Here is a 15,469-nt window from a genome sequence, read left to right as displayed (position 1 = left end):
CTTTCAACCGGCTATGCAGAAGGTTTGGCGAAAGCGTTGAAATCTGGCTTTGCGATGGACCTTTTTTCGGTCCGCGCTATGGCTTTCAGCATGAAAAAAGACGATCACCTCTTCCTCATCGATGGTTCCGGTTTCATTTTCCGGGCCTTTCACGCCCTGCCGCCGCTGACGCGCAAGTCTGATGGTTTGCCGGTTGGCGCCGTATCCGGCTTCTGCAACATGATGTGGAAGCTTTTGACATCGGCGCGCGACACCTCGGTCGGGGTGACGCCAACCCATCTCGCGGTGATCTTCGACTTCTCCTCGCAAACCTTCCGCAAGGAGATCTATCCCGAATACAAGGCCCATCGCCCGCCACCGCCGGAGGATCTGGTGCCGCAGTTCTCGCTGATCCGCGAAGCAACGCGCGCCTTCAACCTGCCCTGCATCGAAATCGAAGGCTATGAGGCCGATGACATCATCGCGACCTATGCCAGGATGGCGGTCGAGGCGGGTGGCGATGCCACCATCATCTCCTCCGACAAGGATCTGATGCAGCTCGTCGGCCCGAATGTCCATATGTATGATGGCATGAAGGATCGCCAGATCGGCGTCGCGGAGGTCATCGCGAAATGGGGTGTGGCGCCTGAAAAGATGATCGACCTGCAGGCGCTGACCGGTGATTCGGTTGACAATGTTCCAGGCGTTCCCGGCATCGGTCCGAAGACGGCGGCAACGCTTCTGGAAGAATTCGGTGATCTCGACAATCTTCTCGCAAATGCCGAAACCATCAAGCAAAACAAGCGCCGCGAAAACATCATCGCAAACAAGGAGCTGGTGCAGGTTTCGCGCCAGCTTGTGACGCTGAAGCGTGATTGCCCGGTGGAGCTGCCGCTCGATGCGCTGGTGCTGGAGGAGCAGGACGGACCGAAGCTTGTCTCGTTCCTTAAGGCGATGGAGTTTAATTCCATGACGCGCCGTGTCGCCGAGGCGACAGGGGCGGAGGCTGCAGAAATCGAACCGATTGCCGTCAATGTGGAATGGGGCAAGACCGCCCACGGTCCCGACCTTGATCCGGGCGAGGCAGCGCCTGCAGAAGACGGGGAAGCTGCTCCCGGTGCCAAGGCATGCGGTCCGGCAGCGCTTGCTTCCGCCCGTGCCGCCCGTTTTGCCACGGCTCCGATTGACCGTTCATCCTACCAGACGATCCGCGATCTTCAGACGCTTGAGGACTGGATTGCGGTGGCGCGCGACCGCGGGCTTTGCGCCTTCGATACCGAAACTACCTCGCTTGATGCGATGCAGGCCGAACTGGTCGGCTTTTCGCTGGCGCTTTATGACGAAGACGAGCCCGATGCCGGCAAGGCCGTACGGGCGGCCTATGTGCCGCTTGCCCACAAGGCCGGTCAGGATGATCTTCTCGGCGGTGGTCTGGCGGAAGGCCAGATCGGTTTTGATAGCGCACTTGCAGCCCTCAAGGCCCTGCTTGAGGACGAGGCTGTGCTCAAGGTCGCCCAGAACCTCAAATATGATTATCTGGTGATGCTGCGCCATGGCGTTACAGTGAAGAATTTCGACGACACCATGCTGCTGTCCTATGCGCTTGATAGCGGCATGGGCAATCACGGCATGGATGCGCTGTCCGATCGGTGGCTTGGTCACCAGCCGATCCCATACAAGGAAGTCGCTGGCTCCGGCCGTAATATGGTGACGTTCGACTTTGTCGATATCGCCAAGGCGACCGCTTATGCGGCGGAAGACGCCGATGTGACGCTGCGGCTCTGGCTGGTGCTCAAACCCCGCCTTGCCGCCGAACATGTCGCCACCGTCTATGAGCGGCTTGAGCGGCCGCTTGTGCCTGTTCTTTCGCGGATGGAAGAGCGTGGCATTTCAGTGGACCGGCAGATCCTGTCGCGGCTTTCGGGCGAACTGGCGCAGAAGGCCGCTGCTCTTGAAGACGAGATCTACGAGCTTGCCGGTGAGACGTTCAACATCGGCTCGCCTAAACAGCTTGGCGACATTTTGTTCGGCAAGATGGGGCTGCCCGGCGGCAAGAAGACCAAGAGCGGGCAATGGTCGACCGCCGTTCAGGTGTTGGACGATCTGGCCGCCCAAGGCATTCCGCTGCCAAGCCGGATCGTCGATTGGCGGCAGATGACCAAGCTGAAGTCGACCTATACCGATGCGCTGCCGGGCTATATCCACCCTGAGACCAAGCGCGTCCACACCTCATATTCGCTGGCCGCAACCACGACCGGCAGGCTCTCGTCGTCGGAACCGAACCTGCAGAATATTCCGGTGCGCACGGTAGAAGGCCGCAAGATCCGCACCGCCTTCATCGCCAACCAAGGCCACAAGCTGCTGTCCGCCGACTACAGCCAGATTGAGCTCAGGGTGCTTGCCCATGTCGCCGATATCGCGCAGTTGAAGCAGGCCTTTGCCGATGGCATCGATATCCACGCGATGACGGCATCGGAAATGTTCGGTGTGCCGGTGGTTGGTATGCCGGGCGAGGTTCGCCGCCGCGCCAAGGCCATTAATTTCGGCATCATCTACGGTATCTCCGCCTTCGGTCTCGCCAACCAGCTTGGAATCGGGCGCTCCGAGGCGAGCGACTATATCAAGCGCTATTTCGAGCGCTTCCCCGGCATTAACGACTATATGGAAGAGACTAAGGCAAAGGCCCGCGACAATGGCTATGTCGAAACGGTCTTCGGCCGGCGTATCCATTATCCGGAAATAAAATCGTCAAATCATCAGGTCAGAAGCTTCAATGAACGCGCGGCCATTAATGCCCCGATACAGGGTTCTGCCGCAGACGTGATCCGCCGCGCGATGATCCGCATCGAGCCGGAGCTCGCCGCTGCCGGTCTGGCAGAGAAGGTGAAAATGCTGCTCCAGGTGCATGACGAACTGATCTTCGAGGTCGAGGATGATGCCGTTGACGGCGCGACGGCGCTGATTGTCGATGTGATGGAAAACGCGGCGATGCCTGCCGTTTCCATGGCTGTGCCGCTGAAGGTCGATGCCCGTGCTGCCCATAACTGGGACGAGGCGCACTGAACCCGGCCGTTCCGGCTCCGTTTTTTAGAAGAGGACATGCAATGAACCCGGCGATGGCTGCCTATGGCGCTCTCGGAATTGCGATCATATGCGAGGTGGTCGGCTCGACGCTTCTGCAAAAATCCTACGGCTTCACCCGGTTGCTGCCGACCATCGGTGTTGCCGTGTTCTACATCATCGCGTTTTTCTGCCTGTCGCAGGCGCTGAAGACCATTCCGCTTGGCGTTGCTTATGCGATCTGGGCCGGGCTGGGTATTGTGTTGACTGCGGCCGTCAGCGTGCTGGTCCTGCGTCAGAACCTCGATATTGCCGCCTGGGTCGGCATTGCCATGATTGTCGGCGGCGTGCTGGTGATGAACCTGTTTTCAAGCGCTGCCGGACATTGAGGGCTTAGCGTTCGGCGAGGCCTTGTCCGATAACCCGCACCAGTGCCTCACCGGCGTCTTCAAGCGCGCCTGAATTGTCGATATTCACAACATCGAAATCGCCGTGAACCTTCATGGTCGAGCGGGCCAGACGTTCCAGAATGTCTTCGCGGGATTCACGCCCGCGCGCCTCAAGCCTTTCGGCGCGGATGTCCGGCCGGGCGGTGACGTTGACGACGGTCATTGCGGCAAAGGCCTTGTCGAACAGCGGCAGAGCCGGGCGCGAGCCGTTGGCAATGGCAATACCGCCTGCTGCCACAAAGGCGCGGTGTTCATCGGGAATGCCGTATTGAAGTCCATGCGCTGCCCAGTGCACGGCAAATCCATTTCTCGCCTGCACGGCGGCAAACGCCTCAGGCGTCATCGGCAGGTGATCTTCCGTGGCGCCGTCCGAGGCCCGCGTGATCACCCGGCGCACGAACCGCACGTTCGGGTGTTGGTGAAAGGCCTTCGCTGCGTAGCCGATCAGACTGTCCTTGCCCGCCCCGCTGGGGCCGACGACCACGATGATCCTGCCGGCTTCATCCATCGCTCAGGCCACACGCTTTCCCGCCCGAAACACGGCGCGCACCACCGGCACGTCATCGGTGTGTTTGACGTGCACGAGGTCGGCGCGAAGGCCTTCGGCAATGCGTCCACGGTCATCAAGACCGGCAGCGCGCGCGGGCGTCGCCGTCACCATCGCGATTGCCTGCGCCAGCGAAACCCCTGCCGCGCCGTCATCGGCAAGGATGAATGGTGCATGCAGCAGGCTGAAGGGCACATAATCCGACGACAGAATGTCGAGAACACCGCCAGCGGCCAGATCGCGCGCGGCGATATTGCCGGAATGCGATTTGCCGCGCACCACATTGGGAGCGCCCATCAGCACCGAAAGTCCGGCTGCATGAGAGGCTTTCGCCGCATCGAAGCTTGTCGGAAACTCTGCAATCCGCACGCCATGGCCAAGCGCCTCATCCACATGGGCGAGCGTCGCGTCGTCATGGCTGGCGATGGCAATGCCGCGCTTCCTGCAATGGTCGGAAATCATCTGTCGGTGCTTGTCGGCATAGGCCTCGGAGGCGGCCTGCCGGCGGGCGATAAAGCGTTCAAAGGCATCATCGTCCAGATCGCGCTTGGGCTTGTAATAGCGCCGGTATTGCTGGAGATCGGCGAACTGGCGCTGGCCCGGCGCATGGTCCATCAGCGAGGCGAGCCGCACATGCGGGTTATCTTCGAACCCGGTAAAATGTTCCATGACATTGGCGGCCGAGACTTCGCAACGCAGATGCAGGAAGTGCTGCGCCCTCAGCCGGTCTTGTTTTTCCGCGTCGATGATCGCGCTTGCCATGTCATGCATTTCGCCAGCCTCGAACCCGTCGCCCTCATCCGCGCCTAGGCGCAGACAGTCGAACACCGTGGTGATGCCCGAGGCGGCGACCTGGGCATCATGGGCCTGGATCGCGGCCGTCTTGTTCCAGCGCACGCCCGGACGCGGTGCATAATGGCCTTCCAGATGGTCGGTATGAAGTTCGACAAGGCCCGGGATCAGCAGATCGCCGCCGAGATCCTCGCCTTGGCTGACATTGCCTTCGGAAATCTCCGCGATCCTTCCATTGCGAACCACAAGTGTGCCGTCAATGGTCCGGTCTTCGGCAATGATCCGGGCATTGGTGAAAACGGTCTCTGTGCTCATGCTTCGGGCTCGTCCGTGCCGGTCAGCGGCTGCCAGCGCCGGATATTGAACGGTGCACCGCGGCGCTCTTCGACGAACAGGCCGAGGCCGGAAATAGCGAGCGGTTTGCCGGTGAAGGGCGCGAAATAATCCTGAACCGCCGTTTCAATGACATGCGCATCGGTACCGGTCACAGGTCCGGTCAGCGTCATATGGAAGCGGAATTCATCAAAGACATAAGGATAGCCCCAATGGATCATGTTGTCGCGTTGGGTCTCGGAGAGCGATTCGGGCTTGCGCCGGGCGATCTCGTCGTTCAGGAGCGGCGCGCGCATCGGCTCGAAATGCGCGACAACATCGGCGGCAAAGGCCTGCAGTGTTTCGTCTTCCACAGCGGGAATGAGCGCATAAAACTTGCCGAGTTGGCCAAGCGTGACCTCGGGGATGGAAAATGGCTTGCGGTTGCGGCAAAAGACATCGAACGTGGCCTCAAGTGCCGAGGGCGAGATGTTCTCTGCCAGCCGGAACGGCGCCTTCATGGTGGCATGAAATCCGTAGCGGGCGGCAGCAGCCGTCACCGCGCTCATGCGACCGGCAGGAAGCGCGATATTATCCGGGTAAGCCCGCTCTTCCCCGGCAAAGGCGTCATAACCCAGCCAATGACTGGCGGCGACGGTCAGCGGATCGTCTGCGGGAGGCGTGAAATAGATGGCGTATCGCAAACCGGTGTCCTTGCACAAAACTCTGTGTGTGAATTCGAACGTGACGGGATTCGCAAGCCTTTGCAAGCGGATCGAACCTTCAAAACAAACAATGCCGGGGCGGGCAGCAGGTTCCCTTCAGGGACCGATTATCATTTCATACCGGCAAGGCCCCCGGAAGCGTAACGCGTCAGCCGTTCAGCCAGCGTTCCGGTATGAAGCTCGAACAGATGGTGGTCATCGTCGTAAAAATACAGCGAGCGGCCTTCGCCTTCAGTGCGCGGCCGTGGTGGCAGAAGGTCAAGGCCGAGAGCCGCGATGCGCGCGCGGTGGCTGTCAAAGTCCTTGTCTGCAATCTTGAAGGCGATGTGGTTGTAGCTGCGTTCCGGAAGCGGATCGCCTTGCATGATCGCCACCCAGATGTTGCCGATCAGGAAGAATTTTTCCGGCGAAAGCGAAAACGTATCCGGCCCGCTTGCATAGACTTCCTCGGCATCGAAAACGCCTTCCAGAATTTGGGTCATGCGTTCCAGATCCGAGACCACAAAGGTCATATGCGAAAGGCCTTCGATCACCGGCATTCTCTCCTCAGGAAATTACATCAGCCCTTCCTGAAAAACAAAAAGGGCGATCCGAAGACCGCCCCGATATTCTTTATGAAATCTCGCCGGAGGTGTTCAGTGCGCGCTAGACATGTCGCCGAGGACTTTCTTGGTGGCGACGGTGGAATCGGCGTTCAGCGTGTAGACGATCGGCACGCCGGTGGCGAGGTTGAGCTTCAGGATCTCTTCCTGGCTCATACCATCGAGCACCATGACAAGCGCGCGCAGGGAATTTCCATGGGCTGCAACCAGCACCTTCTCGCCTCTCAAGACGCGCGGCAGGATTTCCTGCATGTAATACGGCCAGACGCGGGCACCGGTATCTTTCAGGCTTTCGCCGCCGGGCGGGGGCACGTCGTAGGAGCGGCGCCAGATATGGACCTGCTCCTCGCCCCACTTTTCGCGCGCATCATCCTTGTTGAGACCGGCAAGATCACCATAATCGCGCTCGTTGATCGCCTGATCCTTGATGGTTTCGAGATCGCTCTGCCCGACCTGATCGAGGACCAGCTGGCAGGTGTGTTGGGCGCGGGTCAGCGCCGAGGTGAAGGCGATATCGAATTTCATACCCGCTTCGGCGAGCGCCTTGCCGCCGGCGGTGGCTTCCTTGACACCGAGCTCGGTCAGGTCAGGATCCTTCCAGCCGGTGAAAAGGTTCTTCAGATTCCAATCGCTTTGGCCGTGGCGCACAAGAACCAGTGTTCCGCTCATGACAATCTTCCTTCGTCAAATCTTGGGTTAGTGTGTTTTGGAAAGCCCGAGCACGTCGAGCATGGAATAAAGCCCTGGTTTTTCGTTTCTGCCCCAAAGGGCCGCCTGAACGGCGCCGCGGGCGAAAATCGAACGATCGGTCGCCTTGTGGGAAAGGCTGACAGTCTCGCCTTCGCCGGCCAGCAGAACGGAATGTTCGCCGACCACGGAACCGCCGCGCAGCGTGGCAAAGCCGATCGTGCCTTCCTCGCGCGGGCCGGTGTGCCCGTCGCGAACCCTGACGGCATTCTCCTTCAGCGCAATGCCGCGGCCTTCAGCCGCTGCCTCGCCCAAAATAAGGGCCGTACCGGAAGGCGCGTCGACCTTGTGACGGTGGTGCATCTCGAGAACTTCGATATCCCAGCCCTTTGCCGAAAGTGCGGCGGCGGCCTGCTTGACAAGTTCGCCTAGCAGATTGACGCCCAGTGACATGTTTCCGGATTTGATAATACGGGCATGGCGCGCGGCTGCCTTGATCTCGATCTCGTCATCCTCGGAAAAACCTGTAGTGCCGACGACATGGACAATGCGCGCCTGGGCGGCGAGGCCGGCATATTCGACGCTTGCCTTCGGTACGGTGAAATCGAGAACGCCGTCCGCATCGAGAAAGGCCTTCAGCGGGTCGTCGGTAATCGGTATGCCGAGTGTGCCAACGCCGGCAAGCTCTCCGGCATCCCTGCCAAGGAGCGGGCTTTCCGGACGGTCGACAGCGGCATGCAGGACCGCGCCCTCGGTTTCGCTGATCACGCGGACGAGGGTCTGTCCCATCCGTCCGCTGGCGCCCACGACGACGAGTTTCATTGCCGGACTGGTCATGCTTCTTCCTGGTGTTGCTTCGTATCGGTTTTCCGCAGCAGCTGAAGCGCCGCGAAGGCACGCCGACCTTATTGGAAGCGGTACCGGAAGAAAAGGTTGATATTGGCGCACCGGTTCTGAAACCGGATTGATATCAAGGACCAGTGCGTCGCATCAGCTTGTCAGTCTGTTTTTTGCTATTGCATCGCGCCGCGCACTAAATGTGCTTGAGGAAGGAAAGGTCGGCATCCGCGTAATCGGTGGAGCGGCTGATGCTTTCCCACGCTTCGGCTTCCTGCCGGCGGCTGTTTTCTGCTTTCTTCAACAATTCGACGGCGTCGCTGCCGAGCAGCAGATGCTCGGGAACATCGTTTGCATCCGCAAGGTCGAGGATGATCGCGGCGATCTTATCGGGATCGCCCGTCTCGTTGCCGACCACGTGCTCAAGGGCCGCCTGCATCTGCCCCATCGAGGGTTGGTAGGCTTCCATCATTGCGGGTGCATCGCCGCGGGCAATTTGCCCCCATTCGGTACGCATGCCGCCGGGTTCGACCGATATCGTCCTGATGCCGAGGTGGCTGGTTTCTTTTGCAATGATTTCGGAAAAACCACTGACGGCCCATTTTGATGACTGATAGGCAGCCATGCCCGGCCCGGTCATACGCCCGCCGACGGACGAGATGTTGATGATGTGGCCGGATTGCTGTCGCCGCATCACGGGAAGGGCTGCCCGGGTCATGTTGACCACGCCGAAGAAGTTGGTCTCGATCTGCGCGCGGAAATGATCGGGATCGGTCTGTTCGAAAGGGGCGAAATGACCGAAACCGGCGTTGTTGACCAGCACGTCGAGCCTGCCGAAGGTATCGACGGCGAAATCAACTGCGGCCTGCGCGGCGAGCGGATCGGCAACATCGAGCGCGCAACTGGCGATGCGATCGCCGAATCCCTCGACAAGCGGTTGGAGCTGTTCGGGCTTTCGGGCGGTGGCAATCAGAAGGTCACCGGCTTCGAGGGCGGCGCGGGCGATATGAAGGCCGAGCCCTCGGGCGCTTCCTGTGATGAGCCAGACTTTTGACATGATCGTTCTCCTTGTTAATGAGTGAGTAGGCGCTCATTTTTTAGATCGAAATCAGAGACATTTTTGCCTCAGATTGGTTTGGCAGTGCCGAAGCTTATTCCGGACCGAAAGGCCGACTGTCGAAATACGTCATTGCCGTACAACGCATTCCACTAGAGGGTCAGTGACCCTTCCTGCGAAAGACCGGCCATGCCGCCCCAGAACACCGCGAAGCCACGCAGCTTAAGAGTTTCGCGCTGGTTTGGATTGTCGGCGATGGCGTCGAAAGTCGCCTCTGCGATCGCGTTCATGATGATCCCGGCATAGCGGATATTCGCGTCTTCTCCGGCCTGCCGGGCAAGTGCCCGGGCCAGCACGACGGCGGCTTCATCGAACCGGCGTTCGCCCTGAGTGCGGATACTGTCGGGAACCTGGCTGGAGATTTTGAGACGTTTGAGCGTGCGCCACTTGGTCGGGTTCGTCACACCCCAGTCGATCAGCCGGTTCCAGAAATGTTGCATGTCTTCGCGGCCTTCATCGCCGGGGAGCGGGTCCTTCAAAAGGATGTCCGCAAGCTCGCCTTCGAGCTCAAGAAGCAGGGCGCTGAGCAGCGCTTCCTTGGTGGAAAAATAGGTGAACACCGTGCCCTCGGCGACGCCAGCCTTTTTCGCGATCTTGGCGGTGGATGTACCCGTGCCCGCAGCTGCCACGAGTCCGATCGTGGCGTTCATGATGGCGGTGCGTTTTTCTTCACTGGCGGGACGGGCCATTCGGGCTTCCATTATTGATTGAGTAGTCACTCATTTATATGGTTGCGCCAGTCGCGTGCGCAAGAGGCTTCTGCAAAAAAAGCCCGAAAGGACTTGGTGACAGCTTCAGTGGAATGAAAAAAGGCGCGAGGCAGACCCGCGCCTCATCTCGTTGAAGCGACCGCGATGATTGACGATGGTGGCTTAGCCGCGCCAGCGCCGCCCGTCGAGTGCAAGGCCGAAACGCAGCGGTGTGCGGGCATAGGTGGCAAGACCGGCAAGCGCTGCGAGCGGATGGGTGACCACATAGGTCGGGATTGCCTGCAACAGCGCATTGTGCGGCGCCTTGTCTTCGAACGCTGCCCGGAATTCGGGCTTTTTCAACGCGGGCAGGATTTTCTGCGAAATGCCGCCGGCCAGATAGACCCCGCCGCGCGCCATGAACACCATGGCCATGTCACCGGCAATGCGGCCGAGATAGGTCGAAAACAGCGAAAGTGTCTCGACCGCCTGCGGATCGGAACCTTCAAGACCCACATGGCTGACGTCCTTGGGCTCATAGGCCTTCGGCTCGATCCCGTCGGCGGCGCAAATGGCGTTGTAAAGATTGACCATGCCGCGCCCGCAGAGGATCTGCTCGGCCGCGATCCGGCCTTCGATGGTCTTGATATGCGGGAAAATCTGGTAATCGCGATCACTGCGAGGCCCGACATCGATATGGCCGCCTTCGCCGGGCACCGGGATCCAGCGCTCTTCGGCATGAACGAGGCCGGCAACACCGAGGCCCGTTCCCGGGCCGAGCACGACGCGCGAGGCGATCATGGTGTCGGGGCGGTTTGCGATCGGCTCGCGGTATTTATCGGGCATGTTGGCGATCGCCAGCGCCTGTGCCTCGAAATCATTGATGATCACGACATCCTCGAGACCGAGCGCGCTGATCATCTCCTTCGGTTTGATGACCCAGTCGCAATTGGTGAGCGGGATTTCATCGCCGCGAGATCGGACCGGCGACGGCCAGGATGGCGCTGCGCGGCTGCAGCGAGGTCTTGTCCATGACGCCCGCCTGAATGGCGGCATCGACGGTCGGAAAATCCGCCGTGTGCACAATCGGAAATTCCCGCGGCTCGGCATAGGGATCAACAAGCAGCGAAAACCGTGCATTGGTGCCGCCGATATCGCCGATCAGGATGGGAAAGGAGAGGGGGTCCGAAGTGCTGATGGTTTTGGCCATGGTGTTTCCGAAATCTGCCCTGTCCCGGGCGGTGTTGAAGGTTCTCGTCAGTGGCGCAATCTCTGCATCCAGTCCGGCGATTTTGCAACGTCATCGGTCAAATCGAAAGCGTAATCGCAACGCGCGGCAGCCGGAAGCCTTTGCCTGAACCCCGGAATGGAAACGGCATCGGCAAAACGCGCTTTCCTATTACAGCAACCCAAAGCGCTTTGAAAGTCGGTGCTGCTCAAATCTGGTGCCACCTTTCGCCACAGGTGAGTTGCCATTCTCATCCTTGCGGACGCGGTTTGGGCACCGGTCCGATCTCCGGCCAGGGCGCCAGCGGCGGTAGCGGGATCGGTGGGGTCAGCGCCGCCGTCGGCAGTGGCGAGGGGGCGGGCGCTTCCAGCACGCCGGTGCAGGCTTTGGGCAGGTCGGCAAGCGTTGTGTAGCTCGGGCGTGTCGGTTTCGGCGCCGGCTTTTCCGGTTTTTTGGGCGGTGGAGCCGGTTTCGCCGGGGCCCAGGGCTCGTCGGACAGCCACCAGGCGAGATGATCGCCGCAACCGTCATCCTTCATGTTGACCGCATTCTGGGCCTTGCAGCCGGGCGAGCCTTCGCGGCAGAACAGGCGAATGTGGAAATGATAGTGATGCCCGTAATAGGGACGGACCTTGGCGAGGTTGGAGCGGTCGCCCTTCCAGTCTTCGCAGATCGCTTTCTTGATGCCCGGATGGACGAAGATGCGCTGCACTTCCGGGTAGCTCGCCGCCCGCATGATCAGGCGCTCATGGGCGGGGGTGAACTTTTCGGGGTCGACGAACAGTGTGCCGTCATTCTTCAGCACGGATTGAGCGGAAATATCCTCACGTTCGCGCAGCGTCAGGCGCCGGTCGGGCATCGGGTTCAGCCAGATATCGGCATCGAGGCCGACCTGATGGGAGGCGTGGCCGGACAGCATCGGCCCGCCGCGTGGCTGCGAGATATCGCCGACCAGAAGGCCCGGCCAGCCATCATTCTCAGCCGCCTCTTTTGCCAGCCGCTCAATCAGCGCAATCGTGTCGGGATGGCCGAAACGGCGGTTGCGCGAAAGCCGCATCGCCTGCCAGTTCTTCCCGTCGATCGGCAGCGCTTCTGCGCCTGCAATGCAGCCCTTGTTGTAGAAACCGAAGGTTTCAGGTGCACCGCTGCTTGGCGCTGTTTCGGATGCAAACAGGATTTTCGCCGGCGGCGGAAAATCCTGCGCGGTGACCGCCACTGCCAATGTCATCAGTATTGCGATGGTCGAATAGGCCCTGAACCACTGCATCGCATCCTCCCTGAGGTGCTTTTTTTCGCCCGTTCGTCCGGTCGGCCGGAGCGTCACAAGCCTGCCTCACAAAAACGGCACTTGTGCACACGGGTCGATATTTGCTTATTCTTGTTGCATAAGCGAGAAAAGCAAGAACCGGGAAGGCATAAACCATGTGGAAAACAATCTCGGCCGCTGCTTGGGTTGTCGCCGCAGCGGCATTCACCCCCGCGCCGGCGGCGTTCGCGCAGAGCGGCGAAGGCGATGAATGGCAGTATGCTTCAGCGCTGACCGGCACGCCGGAATATGTGCAGGATTTCCCGCATTTCAGCTACGTCAACCCGGATGCGCCCAAGGGCGGCGAACTCAGGTTTTACGCCACCGGCACGTTCGATTCGCTCAACCCCATTCCCTATGGCGGTGCGAAAGCCGCTGGCATCGGTCTGGTGTTTGAAACGCTGATGACCCCTTCAGAAGATGAGATCGACGCCCAGTATGGTCTTCTGGCCGATGGTTTTAAGGTGCCGGAGGATATTTCCTCGGTGACCTACCGCCTCAATCCGGCGGCAACGTTCTCCGATGGCGCGCCGGTAACCGCGGAAGATGTGGTTTTCTCCTTCGAAAGCCTGAAGAATTTCAATGCGCGGTATGCCAATTACTACCGCCATATCGAAAGCGCGGATGTCACGGGCGAGCGTGAGGTGACCTTTTCCTTCGATCAGACAGGCAATCGCGAATTGCCGCAAATCGTTGGCCAGCTATTGGTGTTGCCGAAACACTGGTTCGAGGGCGATACGCCGCGTGATGTCTCGGCCAGTACGCTGGAGAATATCGTTGGCTCCGGGCCCTACGAAGTCGCCGAGGTCAACCCAGGCTCATCGATCACCTATCGGCTGCGCGACGACTATTGGGGCAAGGACCTGTCGGTCAATGTCGGCCGCAACAATTTCGGCTCCGTGAACTATCTGTATTTTTCCGATCTCGATGTAGCCTTCGAGGGCTTTCGCGCAGGGACCTTTGATTTCTGGATCGAAACGCGGGCGAAACGCTGGGCGACCGGCTATAATTTCCCGGCGGTCAAGGATGGCGACGTCAAGCGCGAGGCTGTGCCCAATCCGCTACGCAGCAGGGGCATCATGCAGGCGCTGGTGCCCAACAACCGCCGCGCGCCCTTTGATGACCAGCGCGTGCGCGAAGCGCTGATCTATGCCTTTGATTTCGAGACCATCAACAAGAACCAGCTCAGCAACGCCTATTCGCGTGACAATAGTTTCTGGTTCGGGACAGAGCTTGCTTCAGCCGGCCTGCCGAAGGGCGAGGAATTGCAGATCCTCGACACCGTCCGCGATCTGGTGCCGCTGGCGGTCTTCAACACGGCCAACAAGCTGCCGGTCGGCGGAACCGAGGAAGAAACGCGCGCAAATCTGCAAAAGGCATTTGACCTGCTCAAAGAGGCCGGTTTCGAGCGCCGCGGCAATCAGATGGTCAATACCGAGACCGGCAAGCCTTTCTCCTTCGAGATCCTGCTCGACAATCCATCGCTTCAGGTCGTGGTGCTGCCCTATGTCGAAAACCTGCGCAAGCTCGGCATTGATGCCAGCATTCGCGTGGTCGATACCTCGCAATATCAAAACCGGGTCAATGATTTCGACTATGACATGATCTGGGAGATCTGGGCACAGACGCTCAGCCCCGGCAATGAGCAGTTCAACTATTGGGGTTCGCAGTCTGTCGATCAACCGGGGTCGGAAAACTATGCCGGTATTTCCGATCCGGGCGTTGATGCTTTGATCAAGAAGATCGTGTTTGCCGATGACCGCGACACCTTGGTGGCCGCCACCAAGGCGCTCGATCGCGTGCTGTTGGCCAACGATTTTATCATTCCGCTCTACTATTCCAATGACTATCGCATTGCCTACTGGAACGTGATCACCCATCCGGGTTTTCCGGAATACGGTCTGGATTTTCCGGCTGGTTGGTGGTCTACGGAGGCCGAATGAGCATGCCCTGCGGAGTGCGGGATTCGATCCGGTCCATTGCGGCTGACGGGGCGGATGCTCGCAGACTTCCGCCAGCCAACAGCGAGAGCATTTCCTGATGGGCAGCTATATTTTCCGCCGCCTTCTGCTGATGATTCCGACGTTGATCGGCATCATGACAATTTCCTTCATCATCGTGCAGTTCGCGCCTGGCGGGCCGGTGGAGCAGGTGATTGCCGAACTGAACGGCCAGGGCGGCGGTGCCGAAAGCCGGATTTCCGGCGGCTCGGATGCGGGCATGTCGATGGACGGGTTCGACAGCGCGTCATCGTCAAATTATCGCGGCGCGCAGGGGCTTGACCCTGAGCTGATTGCCGACCTCGAAGCCCAGTTCGGCTTCGACAAACCGCCGCTGACGCGCTTCTTGCTGATGATGCGCGACTATGCGACCTTCGATTTCGGCGAGAGTTTTTTCCGCAATTCTTCCGTCATCGATCTGATCATCGACAAGCTGCCGGTCTCGATCTCACTCGGTATCTGGGTGCTGCTTTTGTCTTATGGCGTGTCCATTCCACTTGGCATCCGCAAGGCGGTGAGGGATGGTTCGCGCTTTGATGTGTGGACCTCGGGCGTGATTGTCGTCGGGTTTGCGGTGCCGGGCTTCCTGCTCGGTATCCTGATGATTATCCTGTTTGCCGGCGGCTCGTTCTTCGACTGGTTTCCGCTGCGCGGCCTGGTCTCGGATAATTTCGCCGAACTGCCCTGGTGGCAGAAACCGCTCGACTATTTCTGGCATCTGACGCTGCCGCTGATCGCGCTTTCGGTCTCGTCTTTCGCCACGACGACGCTTTTGACCAAGAATTCCTTCATCGATGAGATCGGCAAGCAATATGTGGTGACGGCCCGCGCCAAGGGACTTTCCGAACACAAGGTGCTTTATGGTCATGTGTTCCGCAATGCCATGCTGATCGTGATTGCCGGTTTTCCGGGTTCCTTCATTCTCGCCTTTTTTACAGGCTCGCTTCTGATCGAAAACGTGTTCTCGCTCGATGGTCTCGGCCGTCTCGGCTATCTCTCGCTGGTCAACCGCGATTATCCGGTGGTGTTTGCCACGCTCTACATCTTCTCGCTGCTCGGGCTGTTCATCAGTCTCGTCTCCGACCTGATCTACACCTGGATCGATCCGCGCATCGATTTTGAAAAGAGGGATGTGTGAC

The 15,469-nt window shown here is 59.6% G+C and carries 13 protein-coding genes and 1 pseudogene; 4 read left to right on the top strand and 10 right to left on the bottom strand.

Annotation, left to right across the window (positions count from 1 at the left end; translation table 11 throughout):
* The first annotated feature begins 90 nt into the window (after positions 1-90).
* Both polA and AC0L7L_RS17290 read left to right on the top strand, forming a co-directional pair.
* Entirely contained in the window at positions 91-3,042 is a 2,952-nt protein-coding gene (gene polA / locus AC0L7L_RS17295; RefSeq protein ID WP_473510313.1) for a DNA polymerase I, read from the top strand.
* 53 nt (positions 3,043-3,095) lie between these two features.
* The gene (locus tag AC0L7L_RS17290; RefSeq protein WP_473513993.1) at positions 3,096-3,428 is read left to right on the top strand and encodes a DMT family transporter; all 333 of its coding nucleotides are present in this window, start codon (positions 3,096-3,098) and stop codon (positions 3,426-3,428) included.
* A gap of 4 nt (positions 3,429-3,432) precedes the next feature.
* Here AC0L7L_RS17290 and phnN read toward each other — a convergent pair whose 3' ends face one another.
* From phnN to mepA, 10 genes and pseudogenes are all read right to left on the bottom strand, one after another.
* A complete protein-coding gene (gene phnN, locus AC0L7L_RS17285) occupies positions 3,433-3,996 on the bottom strand; it encodes a phosphonate metabolism protein/1,5-bisphosphokinase (PRPP-forming) PhnN (RefSeq protein ID WP_272213296.1) in 564 nt (187 codons plus the stop codon).
* A gap of 3 nt (positions 3,997-3,999) precedes the next feature.
* Positions 4,000-5,142, bottom strand: a complete 1,143-nt coding sequence (locus AC0L7L_RS17280) for an alpha-D-ribose 1-methylphosphonate 5-triphosphate diphosphatase (RefSeq protein WP_272213295.1) — start codon at positions 5,140-5,142, stop codon at positions 4,000-4,002.
* A complete protein-coding gene (locus AC0L7L_RS17275) occupies positions 5,139-5,843 on the bottom strand; it encodes a DUF1045 domain-containing protein (RefSeq protein WP_272213294.1) in 705 nt (234 codons plus the stop codon). Before AC0L7L_RS17275 ends, AC0L7L_RS17280 begins: the two co-directional genes overlap by 4 nt.
* A gap of 131 nt (positions 5,844-5,974) precedes the next feature.
* Positions 5,975-6,397 (bottom strand): FosX/FosE/FosI family fosfomycin resistance hydrolase, encoded by a 423-nt coding sequence (gene fosX / locus AC0L7L_RS17270; protein ID WP_473513991.1) that lies wholly within the window; start codon positions 6,395-6,397, stop codon positions 5,975-5,977.
* A 102-nt stretch (positions 6,398-6,499) separates the two neighbouring features.
* Positions 6,500-7,135, bottom strand: coding sequence for a 2,3-bisphosphoglycerate-dependent phosphoglycerate mutase (locus AC0L7L_RS17265; RefSeq protein WP_473510310.1), 636 nt, complete (start codon positions 7,133-7,135; stop codon positions 6,500-6,502).
* A 27-nt stretch (positions 7,136-7,162) separates the two neighbouring features.
* On the bottom strand, positions 7,163-7,990 hold the full coding sequence (dapB, locus tag AC0L7L_RS17260; RefSeq protein WP_272213292.1) for a 4-hydroxy-tetrahydrodipicolinate reductase: 828 nt from the start codon (positions 7,988-7,990) through the stop codon (positions 7,163-7,165).
* A gap of 196 nt (positions 7,991-8,186) precedes the next feature.
* Positions 8,187-9,047, bottom strand: a complete 861-nt coding sequence (locus AC0L7L_RS17255; protein ID WP_272213291.1) for an SDR family NAD(P)-dependent oxidoreductase — start codon at positions 9,045-9,047, stop codon at positions 8,187-8,189.
* 152 nt (positions 9,048-9,199) lie between these two features.
* Complete coding sequence (locus tag AC0L7L_RS17250) at positions 9,200-9,796, bottom strand: TetR/AcrR family transcriptional regulator (RefSeq protein WP_272213290.1); 597 nt, start codon at positions 9,794-9,796, stop codon at positions 9,200-9,202.
* Between the two features lie 183 nt (positions 9,797-9,979).
* Positions 9,980-11,006 (bottom strand): annotated as a pseudogene (locus AC0L7L_RS17245) (glucokinase).
* A gap of 268 nt (positions 11,007-11,274) precedes the next feature.
* A complete protein-coding gene (gene mepA, locus AC0L7L_RS17240; protein ID WP_473510307.1) occupies positions 11,275-12,291 on the bottom strand; it encodes a penicillin-insensitive murein endopeptidase in 1,017 nt (338 codons plus the stop codon).
* Between the two features lie 155 nt (positions 12,292-12,446).
* On the opposite strand from mepA, the gene AC0L7L_RS17235 reads away from it, so the two are divergent.
* Together AC0L7L_RS17235 and AC0L7L_RS17230 are read left to right on the top strand one after the other, a co-directional pair.
* Positions 12,447-14,273 (top strand): extracellular solute-binding protein, encoded by a 1,827-nt coding sequence (locus tag AC0L7L_RS17235; protein WP_473510305.1) that lies wholly within the window; start codon positions 12,447-12,449, stop codon positions 14,271-14,273.
* Positions 14,274-14,370: 97 nt separating this feature from the next.
* On the top strand, positions 14,371-15,468 hold the full coding sequence (locus AC0L7L_RS17230) for a microcin C ABC transporter permease YejB (protein WP_473510303.1): 1,098 nt from the start codon (positions 14,371-14,373) through the stop codon (positions 15,466-15,468).
* The last annotated feature ends 1 nt before the right edge of the window (position 15,469 follow it).

The sequence above is a fragment of the Martelella sp. K41-7 genome (assembly GCF_055808365.1).
The sequence above is the reverse complement of the archived record's forward strand: the minus strand, read 5'-3'. Positions and strand labels throughout refer to the sequence as shown.

Excerpts from the sequence above, each read along its gene's own strand:
- AC0L7L_RS17280 (WP_272213295.1), bottom strand. The coding sequence starts at position 5,142 with ATGAGCACAGAGACCGTTTTCACCAATGCCCGGATCATTGCCGAAGAC.
- polA (WP_473510313.1), top strand. The coding sequence starts at position 91 with ATGAAAAAAGACGATCACCTCTTCCTCATCGATGGTTCCGGTTTCATT.
- AC0L7L_RS17290 (WP_473513993.1), top strand. The coding sequence starts at position 3,096 with ATGGCTGCCTATGGCGCTCTCGGAATTGCGATCATATGCGAGGTGGTC.
- mepA (WP_473510307.1), bottom strand. The coding sequence starts at position 12,291 with ATGCAGTGGTTCAGGGCCTATTCGACCATCGCAATACTGATGACATTG.
- AC0L7L_RS17265 (WP_473510310.1), bottom strand. The coding sequence starts at position 7,135 with ATGAGCGGAACACTGGTTCTTGTGCGCCACGGCCAAAGCGATTGGAAT.
- AC0L7L_RS17230 (WP_473510303.1), top strand. The coding sequence starts at position 14,371 with ATGGGCAGCTATATTTTCCGCCGCCTTCTGCTGATGATTCCGACGTTG.
- phnN (WP_272213296.1), bottom strand. The coding sequence starts at position 3,996 with ATGGATGAAGCCGGCAGGATCATCGTGGTCGTCGGCCCCAGCGGGGCG.
- dapB (WP_272213292.1), bottom strand. The coding sequence starts at position 7,990 with ATGACCAGTCCGGCAATGAAACTCGTCGTCGTGGGCGCCAGCGGACGG.
- AC0L7L_RS17255 (WP_272213291.1), bottom strand. The coding sequence starts at position 9,047 with ATGTCAAAAGTCTGGCTCATCACAGGAAGCGCCCGAGGGCTCGGCCTT.
- AC0L7L_RS17250 (WP_272213290.1), bottom strand. The coding sequence starts at position 9,796 with ATGGCCCGTCCCGCCAGTGAAGAAAAACGCACCGCCATCATGAACGCC.
- AC0L7L_RS17235 (WP_473510305.1), top strand. The coding sequence starts at position 12,447 with ATGTGGAAAACAATCTCGGCCGCTGCTTGGGTTGTCGCCGCAGCGGCA.